This window comes from Acinetobacter sp. YH12136, from assembly GCF_013418545.1.
GTDB lineage: Bacteria > Pseudomonadota > Gammaproteobacteria > Pseudomonadales > Moraxellaceae > Acinetobacter > Acinetobacter towneri.
Genome location: NZ_VPBV01000011.1, coordinates 1 through 20521 on the forward strand (window position 1 = coordinate 1; position 20521 = coordinate 20521).

General features: G+C 40.3%; 11 protein-coding genes and 4 pseudogenes. 8 read left to right on the forward strand and 7 right to left on the reverse strand.

Translation table 11 applies throughout. The features are described 5' to 3' along the window. Positions 1 to 29: 29 nt before the first annotated feature. The 4 genes and pseudogenes from FTU71_RS06650 to FTU71_RS06665 all read right to left on the reverse strand — a co-directional run. Positions 30 to 284: pseudogene (locus tag FTU71_RS06650) on the reverse strand (transposase); the annotation flags it as partial. Positions 285 to 520: 236 nt separating this feature from the next. After that, positions 521 to 1141 carry a hypothetical protein gene (locus FTU71_RS06655; protein ID WP_154320123.1) on the reverse strand — a complete coding sequence of 207 codons (621 nt, stop codon included), beginning with the start codon at positions 1139 to 1141 and terminating at the stop codon, positions 521 to 523. 18 nt (positions 1142 to 1159) lie between these two features. Further along, positions 1160 to 8203, reverse strand: a complete 7044-nt coding sequence (locus FTU71_RS06660; protein ID WP_167846512.1) for a hemagglutinin repeat-containing protein — start codon at positions 8201 to 8203, stop codon at positions 1160 to 1162. Between the two features lie 86 nt (positions 8204 to 8289). Beyond that, positions 8290 to 10047: a ShlB/FhaC/HecB family hemolysin secretion/activation protein gene (locus FTU71_RS06665; protein WP_154320126.1), complete on the reverse strand. Its 1758-nt coding sequence runs from the start codon at positions 10045 to 10047 to the stop codon at positions 8290 to 8292. A 305-nt stretch (positions 10048 to 10352) separates the two neighbouring features. Here FTU71_RS06665 and FTU71_RS06670 point away from each other — a divergent pair, with 305 nt between their 5' ends. Then, positions 10353 to 10691 (forward strand): transposase, encoded by a 339-nt coding sequence (locus tag FTU71_RS06670; RefSeq protein ID WP_154320127.1) that lies wholly within the window; start codon positions 10353 to 10355, stop codon positions 10689 to 10691. Here FTU71_RS06670 and FTU71_RS06675 read toward each other — a convergent pair. Further along, a pseudogene (locus FTU71_RS06675) lies at positions 10676 to 10978 on the reverse strand (transposase); the annotation flags it as partial. The gene FTU71_RS06670 and the pseudogene FTU71_RS06675 overlap by 16 nt on opposite strands. A gap of 335 nt (positions 10979 to 11313) precedes the next feature. Between FTU71_RS06675 and FTU71_RS06680 the strand changes: the two are divergent. Together FTU71_RS06680 and FTU71_RS14650 are read left to right on the forward strand one after the other, a co-directional pair. After that, the gene (locus FTU71_RS06680) at positions 11314 to 12546 is read left to right on the forward strand and encodes an ATP-binding protein (protein WP_094069408.1); all 1233 of its coding nucleotides are present in this window, start codon (positions 11314 to 11316) and stop codon (positions 12544 to 12546) included. A 38-nt stretch (positions 12547 to 12584) separates the two neighbouring features. Then, positions 12585 to 12671: pseudogene (locus FTU71_RS14650) on the forward strand (HNH endonuclease); the annotation flags it as partial. Between the two features lie 268 nt (positions 12672 to 12939). Here the strand turns inward: FTU71_RS14650 and FTU71_RS06685 are convergent. Then, a pseudogene (locus FTU71_RS06685) lies at positions 12940 to 13767 on the reverse strand (TonB-dependent receptor domain-containing protein); the annotation flags it as partial. Between the two features lie 474 nt (positions 13768 to 14241). On the opposite strand from FTU71_RS06685, the gene FTU71_RS06690 reads away from it, so the two are divergent. Both FTU71_RS06690 and FTU71_RS06695 read left to right on the forward strand, forming a co-directional pair. Further along, positions 14242 to 15795, forward strand: coding sequence for an esterase-like activity of phytase family protein (locus FTU71_RS06690; RefSeq protein ID WP_167846514.1), 1554 nt, complete (start codon positions 14242 to 14244; stop codon positions 15793 to 15795). A 67-nt stretch (positions 15796 to 15862) separates the two neighbouring features. Then, positions 15863 to 16744 carry a hypothetical protein gene (locus FTU71_RS06695; RefSeq protein WP_094069355.1) on the forward strand — a complete coding sequence of 294 codons (882 nt, stop codon included), beginning with the start codon at positions 15863 to 15865 and terminating at the stop codon, positions 16742 to 16744. A 22-nt stretch (positions 16745 to 16766) separates the two neighbouring features. Here FTU71_RS06695 and FTU71_RS06700 read toward each other — a convergent pair whose 3' ends face one another. After that, complete coding sequence (locus FTU71_RS06700) at positions 16767 to 16970, reverse strand: hypothetical protein (protein WP_094069354.1); 204 nt, start codon at positions 16968 to 16970, stop codon at positions 16767 to 16769. Positions 16971 to 17360: 390 nt separating this feature from the next. On the opposite strand from FTU71_RS06700, the gene FTU71_RS06705 reads away from it, so the two are divergent. From FTU71_RS06705 to FTU71_RS06715, 3 genes are read left to right on the forward strand one after another with little or no spacing between them, the layout of a single operon-like run. Further along, on the forward strand, positions 17361 to 17663 hold the full coding sequence (locus FTU71_RS06705; protein WP_154320130.1) for a type II toxin-antitoxin system HigB family toxin: 303 nt from the start codon (positions 17361 to 17363) through the stop codon (positions 17661 to 17663). Positions 17664 to 17694: 31 nt separating this feature from the next. Next, a complete protein-coding gene (locus FTU71_RS06710; RefSeq protein WP_000354814.1) occupies positions 17695 to 18066 on the forward strand; it encodes a type II toxin-antitoxin system HigA family antitoxin in 372 nt (123 codons plus the stop codon). 25 nt (positions 18067 to 18091) lie between these two features. Next, the gene (locus FTU71_RS06715) at positions 18092 to 20500 is read left to right on the forward strand and encodes a DEAD/DEAH box helicase family protein (protein WP_094069352.1); all 2409 of its coding nucleotides are present in this window, start codon (positions 18092 to 18094) and stop codon (positions 20498 to 20500) included. Positions 20501 to 20521: the final 21 nt, after the last annotated feature.

Below are 20521 nucleotides of genomic sequence, written 5' to 3' on the forward strand. Positions count from 1 at the left end.
CTTTACCCTTGCGCAGCAGTGCTGCTCATTGCCATCGCTTCCTGGATGATTTCGGCCTTTAATCGCTCTTCCGCATACATCTTTTTAAGTCTGGTATTTTCGGCTTCTAGCTCTTTCAGTCGAGCCATTAATGATGTATCCATACCACCATATTTGGCACGCCATTTATAAAAGGTAGCATTACTCATGCCGTGTACACGGCAAAGGGTCGCTACAGGTGTGCCAGATTCTGCCTGTTTCAAGATGGACATGATCTGACTATCAGTAAATTTAGATGTTTTCATGCAGAATCTCCTGCTCGTATCTTAAGAGAAAATTCTACTTTTAGATCCTATTATTTTTAGGGGGGATTACCGTATCTTTCACATTCGTCACAGTACCTTGACCTAAGGTTGCCTTGGTCAGTTGTTCTGTTTCTTGCCCGCTGCTATTGATACCAATGGTCGTTGAACCTTTTGGAGCTGTAGAAGCTTCTTTAGTTCCCTTTTGTGGAATACCAATACTGGTCGATACATTAATTTCAAAAATTAAAATCCTTTAACGTCTTTCCTTTTTCATCCAATAATTTATATACAAAATCAGGTTCAATTTTTAAAAATAACTCAATAACATCATGAATTTTCCAACCATGTATTTCTGGATGATCAATGATTGAAATTAAATGTTCTTTTAAAAATGGAATATATTCTTTGAAGTCCTCATCGATTATTAAACCAAATAAAGAATCTATTCCAAAAGGTTGAGTATTAGCAAGCTCTATTATTTTGACAATATATGGAAACAATTTTTTTCTTGTTAAGGTACCTAGACCATGGTCAGATTTATCAGCCCAATAACGAATAAATGCTCTAAGAACATGTTGCAATGTATCATCATAACCATTTAGCCTATGATCAATAAAACCATTTAATTTATTGTTTTCAAATAATGCAGTTAAAGCATTAAAACCATAATCATCTCCCCAAAATGTCAACAATTTAGCAGCTTGGAATACAATATAGTCATCCGAATTTGTTAATAATTCTCTTAACTGTTCTATACGGCTAACTGAAATATCTTCAGCATCTAAGTCCTCTGCTATATCTGTATAATTGACACTATCAGGAATCTCATTTAATAAGTCTATAATCTTCTGTTCCAACTCTATACTCCTTACAAACTATTTCTTTATGTATTCTGATGGAACACAACCTTTGATTAAGCATTCCCCATCTCTAATAGCATGATTCAAATCTTTATTTGCATCTCTTAATTTATCTCGATTTTTTTTACTAGGATTACGATCATATTTCGCCTGAGCTGCATCGACTTTAGATTGTAATTCCTTTCTAACTTCGGTATGTGTCACAATCTGACTACCAGAAATCTTACCTGCATCAATATCTTCCTGCAATCGCTTCGTATCAATCTTAATTTGCTCACCACCATAATTTTTAGAATCAATAGCTATTGCTGGATCACTTGTTGAAATGTATGGTGTATTCTCAGAATTACCACCTCTAATATGAGATTGAACAGATCCTGTTCCTTCAGGGTTTGCAGCAACCAAATCACCTTTGTCATTTATGTAAGCTTTTGGTTTACCTTTATAATTTTCTGTAGCAGAAAAATCATGATCATTACGAGTAACATAATCAGGAACAGTAGGTTTTACTGATATTTCATCACTATTTTTAGCTTTTCCTTTCCCTGAAATTAGTGTCTCAGCAGCTATACCAACAATAAAAGTAGCACCTAGCTTTGCATTTTGCAGTGATTCCGCATAATTAAGACTTCGTTGAAAATCATCATCGCTTAGTCCAAGCTGTTTCAACTCACTAATTTTTTCAGACCGACTCCAATCATCATATAGACCATCTGAAAGTCCGTAGAGTGATTTTACTAAATGATCTGATACCGCATTTGTAGCATAATCAATATATTCTCCACTAAATTGATTAACTATATATCCTGCTGTTGCTTTTACAGGCCCTCCTAACAACACGCTAGCAGCAAGTTGTATTTTTTCAATGTCAACACCACTATCTACAGAAATTTTTTCTATATTTTTACTAATTTCTGCTGCCGCATGTAAAAATTTAAAACCTAGTAAATCCGTTTCTTTTACAGCAAGAGAACTATCTGTATTTTCAGCTAATATACTAATTAAGGAGTTTGAGTTGACTATTGGTTGCTCTTTAGAGAGCTCAGAATTAAGAATCTGTTCAATGCCACTACCATTCTGACTCAAAATATCTAATTGTTCTTGGACAGCAGATAATTTTTGAATTGCATACCAATAATTATCTGTATCTATAATCTTTTCGACCTCTTTAATTTCAAGACCATTTTTCAATAGCTCCCCTGCAACTTGCTGCCCATATTCCTCTAAACCCTCAAAATCTGCTGGTAAACTATAAAGTTTTGCTTGTATATTATTTAAACTTTGTAAAGCCTTCTCTTTATATTCTCCCTCAGGCATTTGCTTCACAATATTTTCAGCACTTTGACGGAAATTTTCAGGTAATTCCTTCTGCTCTTGAATAATCTCCGCCCGTCCACTCTTACTCAGTAAACGCTGATCAACCGTCACAGAACCATCCAGCATGCCCGTCACTTGGTCACGAGTAATTTCTTGCGTATTATTAATGTCCCGATTGGTGCTGTCTGAGGCATTTGCAACAGTCCCTTGACCCATCGTTGCCTTAGTCAATTGTTCTGTTTCTTGTCCACTGCTGTTAAGGCCAATGGTGGTTGAACCGTTTGGATATTTGGATTTTTCTCCATCTTTGTTGTTCGTGGTTTTGCCTATCGTCGTTGATACATTAAAACCACTGCTACTGTTGTAGTTATGATCTTCTATGTCTTTCAGCGCAAGTTCGCCTGAATAGTTCAGCTTACCGTGATCCGTTAATGTGCCGTCTTCATTCTTCGTCGCATTGGCAATCACACCACCAATACTGGTAATATTTTTAACACCCATCGCATCTAGATCAGCATCGTTCTGCGCATTGCCAATCAGCAGCTTACTAGTGTCATTTACCCATGCACTGTCAATGCTGCCCTTACTTTGGTTATAGCCAGCGCTGATATTGCTGGCTTTACCGTTAGAACCAAAACCTAAGCCAATATTTCCGCCTTTGCTGCTATTACTGCTAGTCTCTGTATCCTGCAAGCTTTCTACATGGATCTGATTTACTTGTAGATTACCTCGGTCAGCGATAGAAACCTCACCGCCCTGAATATTCAGTTTGTCTATTGCACCTTCAGTACGATTCAGCACAACTTCACTATTTACGTGGGTGAGGCTTTCGTTTTGTGATTGGCTGGTTTGCTTGCCTATTGAAGCACTGCCGCCACCGCCATAGGTATAGCTCACACTTTGGCTATTGGTTTTACTATTGCTGTCCTGTTTACTATGCTCGACGCCTGCAGTCACATTGAGGTCTTTGCTGCCATCAAAGGTCGTGGTGCCTGTTGCATTCACTCGGCTGCCTTGGATATTGATGTCTTGGCCTTCTGATTTAAGCTGAAGGTTATTTAAATCTAAGTTGCTACCTTGCCATTGGCTTTGTTCTGTATTCGTGGTCGTCGTAGTTTCAATCCTTTCACCATTGGCACCAATAGTAAAGCCATAGGTTGCACTGCTTGCAGCCGCAGATGCGGCTGCTGCCCCTACAGCAATCTGTGCACTTGCCACATTGGCCGTTGCCATTGCGACATTGGCTTTGCTGTCATCTAAGGCTCCTTTGGTAATTCGACCCGCTGCATAGTCACGTTGTGCTTGGCTATAATCATCTTTAGCTTTAGATAAGGCTTTAGTTGCATCTGCAACAGCTTCTACCGCTAAGATTGCATCTAAATAGGCATTGCGAATGCCGACTTCTGTACTGATGGTTTCAGTATGAGTCTTTTCTTCTGTGGTGGTTTTATTTTCATAACCGCCTATGTTAAGATTTCCTCGACCATGATCAATGATCGTATCACCTGTCGCTGTGATATTTTGGCCGAGGATATCTACACCTTCTGCACCTTGAATTGTTAAATTTTCAGTATTGATATTGCCTGACTTATGCGTTGTGGCTGTAGTTTTAACGGTATTCTCTGCGTCTTCAAGTACAAAGCCGCCCACTCGAATGCTGTCTTTATTCAGCTTAACCCCAAGACCTTGTACCGTTTCTTTGCTGTTTGACGTAACAGTTTTGTGTTGTTCTTCTGCTGCATCGAGCGTGACTTTTTTGCCCGCTAAGACCGTGTTCTGTGCATCAATGTTGCTACTGGTCAGTGTCGTTTGACCTGCTGAACCCACATAGACATTATTGGCACCAAGATCGGTCCCTGTTTGTGTTCTTTGCTCAGTCCGTGTGCTCGATGATTCTCCGATCGTGATCTTCGGTGCTTTTAATCCCGGAGCTAAAGCCTCAATACCCGCTAAGCCAACAGCAGTCACTTTCATTAAGTCTTTGGCAATGCCACGATAACCTTTTTGGGTTTCATCCCATTGCTGATCATTGGTTTCTAATGTCGTCAGACTGACATTTTCGGGCAGGGCATTACCATCTTTGGATTTTAAACTGCCATCCGCTTGGCGTTCGAATTGTTTATTGCCAATATAAATATTGTCTTGAGCTTGTATATCATTGGCTTGCAGCTCGATATTTTTACCGGCATTGATATCAACATTTTTGCCAGCTTTGAGCTGTGTTTGTGCAACATCTTCGTCGATATATCCTGATTGACGGTTTTTAAATTGAATTGTATTTTTCTTGGCTGTTTCCGTGCTCTTTATATCAGTATCAATATCTGACAAAAGTTTTACATTGCCTTGGTTTGCCGTAATTTGAATGCTGTCTTTCGCACCAGCTTGCAGGTGCGTGGCTTGAATATCTCCTGTTTGGCTATTGATCAGGATATTGCCACCCGATTGGATGTCGGTTGCAATCGATTGACTGGTCGAAGATTGGATTTTTTTATCTGTTGTAGAGAAGCCACCTTTTTCTTGGGCTGCAAGCTGAGAACTGCGTTCATCTCGTCCATTTTCGATCAAGACATTTTGTCCAGCATCAATCACTACATTGCCCGACGTACTGTTCAAGGTGCTGGCTTTAATCTGAGTATTGGCACCACTTTGCAGGGAAATATTTCCTTTCGCCTGAATCTGCGTCCCTACATCTCGACTCGAAGCATTCAGAATCTGATCCTTGTCACCTGCTGAGCTTAAATCACTGCGACTGACATTCACCGTAGAAAGATTCAGGTCTTGTCCCGCTTGGATCGCAATGCTACCTTGGCTTTGTAGATCTGATGCAGTCAGATTGATATTATTCTTGGCATTGGCAACCAGCTGACCATCCGCATCTTGTACATACAGCCCAGCAACACGGCCAATGTTTTCAGCGCTAAATTCACTTAAACCGTGCTTATTTTCAGTTTTAATCGTCGTGGTGATGTTGTTAATGTCTCGGCCCGCATCAAGGGCAAGGATTTGATTGGCGGTCATTGTCCCACCAATATTATTGATATCGGTGTGTGCTGTCGCAAAGACATCTCGACCTTGTATTAAGCCACCCACGTTATTAATGTTATTGGCTTCAAGACTCACCAATTGGCGTCCAGCAATACTGCCTTGGTTGTTTAAATCCCCACTCAGTTTTAAATTGACCGTCTCGCCTGCAATCAAGGCACCTTTGTTGTTTAAGTCCCCCGACTGTACCGCAACATACACTTTCGGTACCAAGACTTGGATTTTTTCGCCATCAACGGTAATGGTTTCTGTCACCAGCCACACCATATCACTGGTCAATCGAGCAATCTGTGCTTCTGAGAGCTTCACTCCAACACTTAAATTAAGATCTTTGGCAGCACTTACCCCAGAATCCATCAAGGCTTTGAATTGATCCTCGAAGTTCGTATAACCATCTAAATAAACTTGACCCGTCAGTTGTGCAATTTGGTCATTGACCAGTTTTTGCTCGTAATAACCATCCCCTAAACGTTTTTGCATATTTTGTGGGTTGGTCGTGAACATTTGCAGCATGTAATCACTGCCTAACCAATTTTTATAATTGGTAAAGGCATCGCTGCTTTCAATCAAAGGGCGGTTATTATTTTCTTTATTAACGCTGTATAAGGATTGCAGCGGTAAGCTGAGTTCTGAGGTATCACCATTTAATGTGCCTTGGTGAGCACCATCATATTTCACCACATCAAGTTTTATTGGCGTTACGATATCAGCTGGATTATAGGGTTTAACACTGTTCCACTTACTTCGTTTACTTGTACCTAATGTATTCCAACCTACATAGTGATACTGTGATGTCCCCGTTTTAATCACACGATGCTCACCCTCAGCATCAATATTATTCACTTCATTTTGTTCAATATTAATGCCTTTCGTCGCTAGAATTTGGCTCTTGTCATTGGTCAGGCTTTGGCCTTTTAGCGTCAGTGTGCCACCTGAAATAATCTCCGCTGGTGCACTGGAATCCACATAGTGTTGGGTTTCGTACTGGTTGTAGATATATCGGGTATAGTCTTCATATTTTTGACCATCCAGATAAATGCTGTCATAACTGCCACGACCTGTAATATGCGATGAATCAAGAATTTCAGCGCTTCCAGCACCTTGATAAGCGGTCACATCTTTGCGGGTTTCTGGTATTTCTTTGACACTTGAACTGAAATGCAAATTTCGGTTGGTCAAAATATCCACGCCTAAGTACATATCACCCACGGATTGAATACGTGCACTGGCATTGTCTAATAATGCGGCAGAGCCTTCTGCCATATGGTTTGCATTGAGTTGTCCACCAACAGTCAGCGCACCTTCGCTGGCAATTAAGGCTTGTTCTCGGTTTTCAATTTTTCCGCCTGCAATATCTAAGCGTTGACGTGCCGCAATCGTGCCTGCTTTGACATCGCCATTGGTTTGCTGTTCTGCATTGAGAAGATGCGCGGCTTGCAGGGCAATATGGTCACCATAGATTTGACCTGTACCCACGTTTTGGATGCCTTGACTGGCATCAATACGAGTTAAACCTTGGCTATTAATGAGGCCGGTATTGTTGACGTTTTCAGCCTGAATGCGTTGATCGCCTAGACTTAATATCTTGCCATTATTGTTTAAATCTTTTGCTTGAAGATTTAAACTCGCTGGGGTGCTATCGACTTTATTTTCTGCAACTACTGCACCGCTATTTTGCAGCTCGCCATTGGCACTGATTTTAATATGCCCGGCTGAAGCAAACACTTGCCCTGCATTGTTAATCCCAACCCCTTGTTCGGTACTGATTAAACTGATTTTGCCCGCATACATTCCGCCTAAGTGACTGGTATCAATGGCAAACTGTGGCACAGTGCCTGCCAACCCCGAAGCCGCCTGTATCGCACCAGCCTGCGGATTAACTTCAATATCATTTTGTCCAGCAACCACCGTCAATTCTTTAGCCCAAATCCCCGCATTGATCTGTGCAGCACGGCTGAGTAACTGGGTATAGTCGGCTTTACTGGCATCCAAGCCCTGACCTGTGATGTTAATCACCCCGTCACGGACTTGATAACCTGTCACTTGTCCATTTTGAATATTCGGATTGGCGGTACTTAAAGTCACCCCACCTGCATTGATAAAACCGCCACCATCGACATTAATCCCAGCTTGGTTGGCAATGATCACATCTGCTTTACGTCCACCGACCTCTACATAGCCATTTAAGTGACTTGGATTGCTGCCGTTCACCTGATTAACAATGACTTTGGCTTCACCGCCTGCAAGCCACGGATTGGCTTGGATATAACCCCCAAGCTGCGTTTGAGTATTTTGGCGGCTGTTATTTAAAATGACACCGTTCTGATTCACATCAAATTGCTGGTAGTGATTCACCGATACCCCAGCTTTGCTTGGGGTTTGAATATTCACCTGCGTTGTGCCATTGGCACTGTTCAATATCGTTGGACGCTGATTGCCTGCCGCATTCGAGTCTGCAACAACATTGCTGTGCGATACACCAATAGATGCATTGATCAGGGCAGTGCCTGTAATCAGCATCAATGAAAATGAAAGAACTTTTAAAGCTAAACTTTTTTCAGAAGCAACGACTGGTGTTTCAAGATCAACCGCTTTATTATTCTGTGTTGAGGCTTGTCCTGCAGCTGCGACATTTTCTGCAACAGCAATCATTTCACCACGGGTTTGACTAAAAATCGTTTTATAGCAGTTCTTATTCATTTTTCAATTACCAATGTGTCTTTATTTGGGAGATTTTTTCGCTTTAATACTACGAGCTCATTTTTTAGTTTGTACTTTTCTTTAGATCAGAATGAATAACTGGCACTAAAACCATAATTCAAATCATAATTTTGGAAATATTCAGGCTTCTTGATTGGTTTACCGATAAATATATCGTAGTAAAAAGTGCCACCCACCTTAAATTGACCACGTAGCCCCATCGCACCACCCACAAGGGTTTTACCTAAAAGCCATTGGGCAGATTGACCATCAACATGCCCAGCATCCAAGGCCATATAGAATTGATGTGCGGGAAAAATAGACATGGCTAAATCATTGCGCCAGTAGAAGCCACGGTCTGCTGCTAGGGTTAGGTCACCATCAAAACCGCGTACTGTATACCTTCCACCAATGGAAAGCCGGTCTTGGATGGTCAGCGGGGTGTCATTGTATTGCGCTCTAAAGGCACTTGAGTAGCTATATTGCTGGTTCTCAAATTGGAACGGAACATTCAGATTGGCATCTAGCGTCCAGATCTTCATCCGTGATGTACCTTCGTTCAGCGCTTCCTCAACTGCTGGTAATGAATCGAATGCACCTGTGCCTCGCTTATACCCTAGACTCAAATCCAGCACTGCAAATTGAATATATTCACGATGATCAAGGTTTAACTGCCAACCCGCAACATCTCTGCGCTGTATGGTCAGTTCGGCATCATCAATATAGCTTTTAGATTCTCGATGCCAGCCTTTCAAGGTCGCTGAGGTTTTACGCTTGGCATCCCGATAAAGCAATCGGGTCAAGCCTAAGTCTTGAGTCTGACTTTCTCCATTATAGTTATAGACATTATTGGTGCCTGCAACAGCTTGGTCATAATTGTATCGACTCGCATTGGCGCTGATCAGCCAGTTTTTATAAGGGACTGAATAATGAAGGGCATAGTTATGGGTTCCGCTCTTCACAGTGGTTCCATTTTGATCCGTAATCTCTTGCTGATCTGCTAAGTTACGGCCCATGGTGACGTAAAATAAGTCACTTCTAAATAAAGGGTTATCGACTGAAACGGTGATGTTACCTTGGTATTTACCGGTTTGACGACTACCGGCATCATCAGCACTTAAGGTCACGCGAATTGGAATTTTTCGCTGTTTCCATTTGACGATAACATCACTTTGATTGGGCGCATCTGCAGGAATAATTTGAATATCAGCTTCCGCTGTAGGCAGTCTTTTTAAGTTTTCTAAGCCTTGCTCTAAGTCACGTAAATTGAGAATATCGCCACTCTTCATTGGAAAGATATTTTTGGCATATTGAATTCGGCCTGCTCGGGTATTTTCCTCATCACTTAAATCGAGTTTGATTTCTCGAACTAATCCCGGAATGACGGTGAGTTTTAATACGCCTGTACTTAAGTTTTGAGGTGCAGCCAATATTCGTGTCGTAGTAAAGCCTCGGCCAATGATGATGTTCTGCGTTTGCGTCATCAACAGATTAATTCGCTGCTCACCCATGCATAAACCTGGAGTAAAACTTAAATCTTTTAACGCTTGTTGCACATATTGATCAAAATGCTTACTCATTTCGCCATCAAGTTCAACTGTCTTGATTTCAAAACAATTCTGATCTTCAAGGTCGGTAAGTTGTACAGCTTCTTTTTTTTGGATGACATCTAAATTAACATCACGTTCTGGTTGTATAATTTTTTCTAGTTCTGCTTGGCGCTGCTGGTTTCGAATCAAACCATCTATCGCTGGATCAAATGTTTCTGCAAATGCAAAAGGAGTAACAACAAAACCACCCAAAGTAAGCAAAATACTTTTTAATACTATATTTTTTTTGAACATAAATTTATTGCATGTTAAATTTTGCGCAGAAATTAACAAATAATGACCAAATATTCAATGGTATTTTATTTTTCAATTTCTCCCATTAGATTGTACCCCTCAATAGACACTTAACTTTCATTCTGCAGGACACCTTCACTTGCCACATGTGTCGTTGATAGCCAATCTGACCATTGTTCTTGATATAACTGTACCATATGAGCACTTGGCTGTTTTTTCGTAAGCGTCCGCTGAACACACCTTATGAATTCATCCTATAAGCCTTAATTTAGTCCCCACTTAAAAACAAGTGGGGACTTAAATTTATGACGACAAATAATCAGACATCCATCGCATCTCTAGCGAAAAAACGAAGAACATACAGTGCTGAATTTAAACAGCAGATCGTTCAGGCTTGTAAAGCACCTGACGTTTCAATTGCTTCGGTCGCTTTGCAACATGGATTGAATGCAAATCTTGTATCCAAATGGATTCGCTTATTTGATGGTAAACCAAAGAATGATCGCTCACCACCACCGAATAAACCTGCATTTATTGCCTTATCCTGCTCTGCACCATTAGATCCTATTTCTACTAATATGTTAACGGTTCAAATTGCTTTACCTCACTCAAAAGCAGAAATTGGCTTTGTGATACGGGTCTGATTTTTCTTGATAAGCTGTGGCTCAAATTTACCCTCACGATCTCTAGGGGTATCTAGTTCAAACTCACCATCATCAGTCAGTAGACGCTTCGTTGTGTAACCATTGCGAGCATTTTTACCTGTTCGTGGACTATTCTTTTCGTAACCTAAATGGTCGGTGAGTTCCGCATTAAGGGCAGTTTCAACAGTCAATTTCTTTAAAGCCCGACTAAAATTATTGAGATCGAGTTCGGTTTTTAGGTTCTTGGCTAACTCTTTAGCGAGTGCCAACATTGCTTCATCTTTCATGGTAAACACCTTTTGTTTGACCCCAACAACGTTGGGGGAGTTTAAGCGTTTACATAGTTTTATTTACAGTCTCAACAAATCCGAAAACAAGGCATCACCATTGCTCATCTAAGGAGTAGACCCAGATACGATATTAGGCATATTTAGGTTTTTTGTCGTGTACAGAGTCAAAAAAGATAGAATCTGGATTTTTATTACATTTACTATCCGTATACTTCAACAGCAGCTTTGAATGTTTCACTTAACCTTAAACTTTTTTTAAAATTAAATATATTTACATATACGTTCTAAAATTTGATATAATTTATTAAAACTTTAGATTCCAAGTGTAAATAATGAGAAGCGCTAATATTCGACGTGATGGCTACTTAAAATTTCTGAATACATGGCAAGACCGTGATGTCATTAAAGTACTTTCAGGTGTGCGTCGCTCTGGAAAATCCACCTTATTGGCAATGTTTCAACAAATCCTAAAAGCACAGGGTGTACAAGCCGAAAACATCATTGCCATCAACTTCGAATTTATGGAATTTGAAGAACTCACCGATTACCGTAAACTACATGATTATGTATTGTCCAAAGTTGATAAAAGTAAAAAAAACTATGTTTTCTTAGATGAAATACAACATGTTACAAATTTTGAGAAAGTAGTCGACTCTTTATATGTTCGGGATTATATCGATTTATATATTACAGGCTCAAATGCATTCTTTCTAAGTGGAGAACTTGCGACTTTACTTACAGGACGCTATATCGAGCAACATGTTCTACCTCTGTCATTCCAAGAATTTAAACAGTGGCATATTGAAAATAATCCGATCATCCAACAATTATCAAATCGTGATTTGTATGCCATGTATACGCGCAGTAGTTTCCCTTATACGCTTGCCATGACTAGCCAGCAGGAAACTTATGATTACTTGCAAGCAGTCTATGCCAGTGTAATGTTTAAAGATGTTATTCCCCGTTTGAATACTGCCGATATTAACTCTCTCGAGCGTGTCGCAAGATATTTGGCAAGCGTGACAGGCTCACCTATTTCCATCAATAAAATTAAAAATACCTTTGTTTCAAGTGGGGTTAAAATTTCATTTGAAACAGTAAAACGCTATATTCAGGGCTTACAGGACAGTTTGTTATTTTATAGTGCCGCACAATTTAAAGTACGCGGGCGTGAGTTATTACAATCCTCTGAAAAATACTATTTAGTTGATGTCGGATTGCGCCGGATTATGTTGCCTGATGCTAATGCTGATCAAGGTCATATCTTAGAAAATGTGATTTATCTTGAGCTTGTCAGACGAGGTTATACGGTCTATGTAGGGCGGGTTGATGAATATGAAATTGATTTTGTTGCTGTCGATACTTTACAGAATTTAACTTATTATCAGGTGGCATTAGAAACGCTCAATGAGGAGACACTCAGCCGAGAGTTACGTCCATTACAGAAAATTTCTGATTCGTATCCCAAGTATTTGCTTACCTTAGACACGATAGGGACTGAAGCGAATTATAATGGTATTGTAAAAATGAGTGCTCTCGATTGGTTGCTATCTGAAAATAAGTAAAGTTGAGGGTAGACATGGATACACTTATTTATTAATTAAAACTCAAAGACTTTTCAGCATTAACCAAGAGTGTGATCAAGCATAATTTCTGCTCCATTTGTGATGGATTGATTTACCTCGACTCGATTTCTATCTGATTAAGATGTATGGTCCGCTTGCATCATGTGAGGACAGGAAAAGGCGAAACGGCTACTTTTTGCATGTGATTAGATAGTTACGGCTGTTATAATCCGTTACTTAACGGGGGATTAATATGTTTAAAAATTTATTACTGAGTTTATTTGTGGCTGTTCCACGGCTTTGTTGCATAAAGATTTTGTAAGCTTCTGATTTAAATAGGTTTGTATGAATTTCAACCTAAAAATTAATGAACAAAATCAGTTGGTTATGTATTTATGCAACAAAGCCTATGTTAGAATATTTTTTTATCGATAGTCCAACATTAAAATTTCGTCTATCTGCGGGCTCAAAGAAACGATTATTACTATCATTGACAATCACGGAACCCACATAGTTTCGATCTAATAAATTATCTAGTCGTGCATAAGTATTTACTTTCCAGTCTTTATTGACCCACAAATAGCCAACATTTGCCGCAACGACCGTATAACTTGGTGCAGTATCAGAGTTGATATCATCGACATAAATCTTGTCCATATAACGTGCTTCTAAGCCTGCCTGAAATCCCTGCTCAGGTTGCCATGCCAAGCCTACAAAAGCTTGATTCTTGGCAATACCTGGAATATATGTTCCTTTTTGTATCAGCGGTTTGGTTGTGGTCGCTGGAATATCAGCATCAAAAGTCGCATCTAAATAACTATAACTGGTTCGAATATTGAGTGCTTGCCAGAGCTGTTTTTGCCACGATAACTCTAAGCCTTCACGTAAGGTTTTTTCTGCATTACGAAATGTGCTTCGCCCGCCATTGGCATCGTCAGGCACAATGTCATTTTTAGTTTCAGTATGAAATACAGCAAAAGTAAATAACCCTAAGGTATTCTGCGATTTTAAGCCAAGTTCTACGGTATCACTGGTCGCAGGTTTTAAATTAAAGTTAATGCCTGAAGTCCCTACTGTAAGATAGGCCATCTCGGTAAAGGTTGGTGTTTCGAAGCCTTTGCCATAGCTAGCATAAGTATAAAGCTCAGGTAATATATCCCAGCCTAAAGCGACAGTTGGAAGTAACTTTTGATAATCTGTTGAACCACTGTCATCACCATTGCCTGTGGTTTAGTCATGGTGCTGAAGCTATTTCTGATGTCTTAATTCTATTACCTGCAACACAGTACATTTAAGTTGATGATGCTACTAGCAATGTTTTAACTATTGGAAAATATTACAGTAATTTAAATTATTTGGGGGAATTTTCAATAAACATAAATTTCGACACGTCACATTGTGTCGTTAGTAAGTAGGATGATTCAATCACTTCAAACTTAGCATTGGTATAACCCTGCCCTATGAGACAGCTTCATAATAAGGCTGCTTATATCTAGAATACTGTGGCAGTTTAAAGTTTTATTTTAATTTTACCTCAAACCACATTTGATAAATAATGAAGAAAACCTAGATATAACCCCCACAAACTACTGATATTTTTAATTTGCTAAAATTTTACATTGATCATATTTCATTCATGTAATTGTCATTTTTGCTTCTTATGATGAAGCTTTTTAAACATGATGCTTCAAAAAAATGAAAAAAAAACCACTAACCTTAGCTTTATTAGCTTCGACAATTTTATTAACCGCATGTACTGATGATGGGGACAATGGTCAAAATGGATTGAATAGTTTGATTCAACAGACGCCTTTAGTACTTGGAAATGATGATTGCTGGAGTGCTGGAACACGTATTGAAAGTGGTTTGGATAAAAATCAAAATGGTGAGTTGGATGCGAATGAAATCCAGCAAAGCTCCATCCAGTGTGGTCCAAACTTATTTGCCCAAGGGGTTGCATTGCCTTACCAAAACTTAACAAGCTTTAAGGCGAATGGAACAACTATTGCGAGTGCATTTACACTTCGACAGGGTGGCTTTGGCTCTGATGTTGCTGCCCATCCTACGAACAATAAACAATTTTACGCAATCACAGATCGTGGCCCAAATGCTGACTATAATGATGGCGTGAATGGTGCTGGTAAGATTTTTCCAATGCCAGACTATATACCTAAAATTGGGTTGTTTGAGGTACAAGATGATGGCTCAATCAAACTCATCAAAACGATTTTATTAAAAGATCGTGATGGAAATAATATTAGTGGATTACCGAATACTGCTGCACTAGGTGGTACAGGCGAAACACCTTACGATATTCATGGCAAGGTCATCGCTAAAGATCCATCAAAGCCTTATGACCCAATAACGAACCCTATCAAACTTGATGATTACGGTCTCGATTCTGAAGGTTTGGCAGCATTGAATGATGGTACATTCTGGGTGAGTGATGAATATGGTCCTCACATTGTGCACTATGATGCCAATGGAAAAGAAATTGGTCGTATTAATCCTTTTGTAAATGATGTGCGCAATACCTTCACTTTACCGCAAGAATTTAGTTATCGTCGTGCCAACCGTGGTATGGAAGGTTTAACTATTACACCTGACCAAAAAACATTGGTTGGGATTATGCAATCGACAATGGACTTACCGACTAAAGCTGTTAATAAATCAACCTTAACACGTATTGTGACGATCAATCTTGAAACAGGAAAAGTTGCTCAGTATCTCTATCGTCAAGAAATTGATGCTAACTCAAACTCAGCTATTATTGCGATTAATGATCATGAGTTTTTAGTACTGGAACGTGATGGCAAATTCCTTAAAGACGATCCGAATATCATGAAACATGTTTATCGTATTGATCTGAAGGATGCTACCAATTTGGAGGATATCGCAACTCAGGGCGATCTAGTGCAAGATCCTAAACTTGGTTTAACGATTGCAGGTAAAACCCTCGAGCAATATTTCATCAATAACGATAAAAAATGGGAAGCATTACAAGCACTAAATATTCAGCCAGTAAGTAAAACATTGGTATTGGATATGGGTAAACGTGTAAGTTATGCGCATGACAAAATGGAAGGTCTATGGTTGATTAACCGACAAACTCTTGGCATTGTGAATGATGATGACATGGGTCTTTGGACAACCAATGGTTTAGAGCAAAAGTATTTGGATAATGTGGGCATGCGTGTCGATACACCTACCTTATATATTGCCGATAAGTTAAATCTTTTCAACCCATAACAATGAATGAAGCCCAAAAGCTAAAACTTTTGGGCTTTTTAAATTCAACTTTTGTCTAGAGAGAAAAATGAGAATAACTCAATCGGCTTTGATAACTTTCTTGGCAATTACAGTGCTACCATCGCTGAGCTATGCATCTCCCAAAGTCACATCTCGCGAATACAAAGTACTATTAGATCCCATAAATTTTAATTATGGAAATGAAGCAAGCAGCATAAATAGCTATTTTTCAGCGGTGAAAAATGCGATTGAAAATAAAATCAGTCGTGACGTAACTGGTGCTATGATCTTTGATACACAAAGAGAAATCCGCTTTTACGATACTCAAGGAAGCTGTACTTTAAAAAATATGGGATACAGCTTCAGAGAGCGTAATGAAAATGGTACAAAAGAAGTAACTTTAAAGTATCGTGGATATGACCATTATATTGCTGACTTCAAAGATTTGACTAGCAATGTATCAGGCGCAAAAACTAAGCTAGAAGATGACATTACTCGTAAAGATAACTTGAGTTTCCTTGTAGTTGCAAGCAAGTCAACAACCGTACCAACCTCGCGAACCATTAACGATTTTGAGGATATCAATATTCTATTTACTGGCTTCAAAAATGACTATAATTTTAATAATAGTCTAGCCCTGAATCAAGTTGGTGGTCTAACTATCTATGAACGAAAATATAGTGGTGCAACGATTGATTTAGGTGAATTCGATGCAGATTTAGAGTTAAGTTTATGGTATACCCTATTGCCTTACGGTAGTCTAAAACCTGTTTTAGCAGAAATTTCGTTTAAATATTCAGATCCCAATGCGAATTTCACAAGAAAAGTAGTTGATCGTGCTGCTTTAAGCTTCAGTGCTTTAAAAGGTTTAACCCAATATAATGCACCAACTTCGACAGCAACAAAGACTCAGTTTGTGTACCAATATCAATCAAATTTCTGCAATTAGCCTTCATACACATCTAGAAAATTTAACCTGATAGAAACAATAAAAAATGGGTAACTGTCAGATCAGGTTTGAGATACAAGTTATCCTTCTCTGCCCCAATTTCAAGCCCAATATTTAAAGCTTGGGCTGTTCTAAACACATTAATCACACAGCCTAAACCGAGTGAATAAATCGGCTGTCTTAATAGAACAACAACAGCACCTAGAATATGCTCAACTTCAGCCACAGTTTCAGGCTCGTATAGGTATTTTCCGTTCGCTTCTACGTGATTGTCAGTTTAGGACGCAAACTGGGGCTCATCCCGCCTGCACGTCCAACGCACAGCTTGGGGTATGAAGAATCACTCTATTGGTTCAGAGTATTGGCCTTCTTCGATGGCAAACGCAGCCGCATGTCGAAAAGGCCCATCAGGCGAAAATAGCAAGCCCCCCATTTGATCACTTACCGTGGCAGTTGGGACAATGGGGCAACACTTGATATGCCGAGCTTAAGAGGGTGAATAAGAGGGATGTGAACCGCCCCAAGGAATGGGGCAATTGGGGATGCGGTAACAACTCCTAACCGCATCAAGAATACCAAACTTGCAAAAGTCCCAAATTGGGACTAATATCTATTTATGAGAATTATCGCACTATCAACCTTAAAAACATTTTGGGAAGACAGCTCAGAATACATTGACGCTAAAGAGCCAACGTTAGCTTGGTATAGGCATGCATTAAACGCTGATTGGGGAGCACCGGCGGATGTGAAACAGGACTTTAGAAATGCCAGCATCCTCAAAGATGGGCGTGTCGTGTTTAACATTGCCGGTAATAAATACCGGTTAGTTGCTTGGATCAATTATGCGTACAAAGTGGTTTACATACGGTTTATCGGCAGCCATGCGCAATACGATAAAATTGATGTACAAACGATTTGAAGCCAAAAGGTAGTAACAAGAGGTAAATATAATGGACATCAGACCTATTAAAACAGATGCCGACTACCGCGCGGCATTAAACGACATCGAAAACCTAATGATGGCGGAGCCTGATACCGTCGAAGGCGAAAAGCTGGACATTTTGGTTACGTTAGTCGAGGCCTACGAAGCAAAGCATTTTCCAATGGATTTGCCAGACCCTGTTGAGGCAATAAAGTTTGAGATGGAGCGCAAAGGCTTAACCGTTAAAGATCTTGAACCCATGATAGGTAAAAGCAATCGTGTTTATGAAATCCTAAACCATAAGCGATCACTCACGCTAAAAATGATTTGGAAACTTCATGAAGGGTTAGGTATTCCAGCAGAGTCGCTGATCAAGCCACCGCAAGTTCGCGCTTTATAGTGCTGCGAATCAAAATTAGTTTGTTATGAATGACGCTCGCTACCCAAACATTTCTGCTATTGATAACAGGCTAGCTGAGCTTGAAAATGAAAAGCAGCAGCTTCTCGCATTAAGAGAGGCTTTGCGTAGCGCTCAAATCGAGCGTTCAGTACAGACATTCACGCCAGAACAAAAGGTCGCCTTATTCAGACAACGATTTCGTGGAAGAGAGGATATCTTTGCCAATCGTTGGCAAAATCAACAGGGGCGCAGTGGCTATTCCGTAGCCTGTGATAATGAGTGGGTAAGCGGGCTATGCAACAAACCCCGCATTAAATGCCAAGACTGTTCACACCGAAAGTTTAGCGAATTAAACGAGCACATTATTTACAGGCACCTTGCCGGTCATCAAGTGGTTGGTCTGTATCCACTACTTAAAGATAATTCGTGCTATTTGTTGGCAGCCGATTTTGACAAAGGCTGTTGGCAAGAAGAAGTCAAAGCAATGTCTAAAGTGTGCCAAGCGTTTGATATTCCGCACGCGATAGAAATCTCGCGTTCTGGCAACGGGGCTCACTTATGGATATTTTTTGAAACCAATATCCCAGCGAACCATGCTCGGGCACTGGGTTTCGCTTTGCTTGATAAAGCCATGGAAATATTTCCAAATCTATCGTTTGACTCCTATGACAGGCTCTTTCCTAACCAAGATGTACTTCCTGAAGGCGGGTTTGGCAATCTCATTGCGTTACCACTTCAAAAGGAGGCTCGCCTTTCAGGTCGTAGTTGCTTTGTTGACAGTGACCTGAATGCCATCGATGATCAATGGCGGTACCTTGCTGAGCTTAAAACGCTCACTCAGTCGAGTATTGACCAACTCATAACAACTATTTCACCCAACACCCTATTACTGTCCGAGCAAGGGCTAACAGACAACCGCCCTCCTTGGGAAATCACAGCCAAAGCCGCACCAATAAAATTAGAGTCTTTGCCGAAAAACGTGACCATTACCTTGGCCAACCATATCTACTTTTTGATGAGCGAGTTACCTGGGCCATTACTGGCCGGACTAAAGCGATTAGCTAGTTTTTCTAATCCTGTGTTTTTTAAAACACAAGCGTTGCGCTTTTCAACCCATGGCATTCCGAGGTTTATTTCCTGTGCTCGTATTGAAAACGGTTATCTAGCACTACCGCGAGGCTGCCTCGATGATGCGATTGCTTTGCTACAAGAGCAAAACATTTCGCCACTATTTGACGATAAGCGTGAAATTGGTAAACCATTATTAAAGCTTACCCCTGAGTTCACTTTGCGAAAGAACCAGCGTGACGCAGTGGCCGCAATATCTAAACATGACTTCGGTATTTTGCATGCGCCAACTGCATTTGGAAAAACGGTTACTGCCATTGCTATGATCGTAAAACGCAAAGTAAATACCCTCATACTGGTTCATAGCCGACAACTGCTCGAACAATGGCAAGAGCGCTTACGCACGTTCCTACCCGAAGTAACCATTGGCAGTATAGGCGGAGGTAAAAGAAAGCCGAGTGGCATTATCGACATAGCCACCTACCAAAGTTTGGTTAATAAAAAAGACAATTCCATCACTCCTCTCATTCAAGACTACGGCCATATTATTGTTGACGAATGCCACCACCTATCTGCACCAAGGTTTGAAATGGTACTCAACGAGGTAAGAGCAAAATATGTATTGGGCCTTACAGCAACACCAGAGCGACAAGATGGTCATCAAAAGATCATTTTTATGGCGGCAGGGCCTATTCGCTACAAAGTGAAACAAAGCCCTGATGAGCAATTTACTCAAACCGTGATGATTCATCAGCTCTACGATGTACCAGCAGCAGAGCTTATAAAAACAGATGAGCGCCCCAAAATAAGCGATGCCTACCGCTGGCTCGTCAATAATGAGCAGCGCACTTCAAAAATCGTCTCAGACGCCTACGAGTGTGTTCAAAATGGCGGACACCCGTTAGTCCTTACAGAGCGTAGAGAGCACGCAGAATCCATACACTCACGACTTACCGAAATGGGTATAAGCACTGTCGTACTTAAAGGCGCCATGAAAGCTGCGGAACGCAAGAACGCTGACAATCATCTGCAATCGGCTCAAGTCGTCGTCGCAACAGGAAAATATGTAGGCGAAGGGTTTGACCTACCAAGACTGGATACGTTGTTTTTGGCCATGCCCATCTCATGGAAAGGAACATTGGCTCAATATGCCGGTCGTATTCATCGTGAATCGGAAGGCAAAACACAAGTCACTATTCACGACTATGTGGACTGCACTCTCCCTATGCTGCAACGCATGTTTAAAAAACGCGAGAAAAGCTACAAGGCTATGAGGTACGCCCTTGAGTACATTGATGACAACAGTAACAAGCAACCTTCATTGAAATTAGAAAACATCCCTTCACCAAATACCAAGCCAAAATAAACAGCAGCACTTCATTAAACA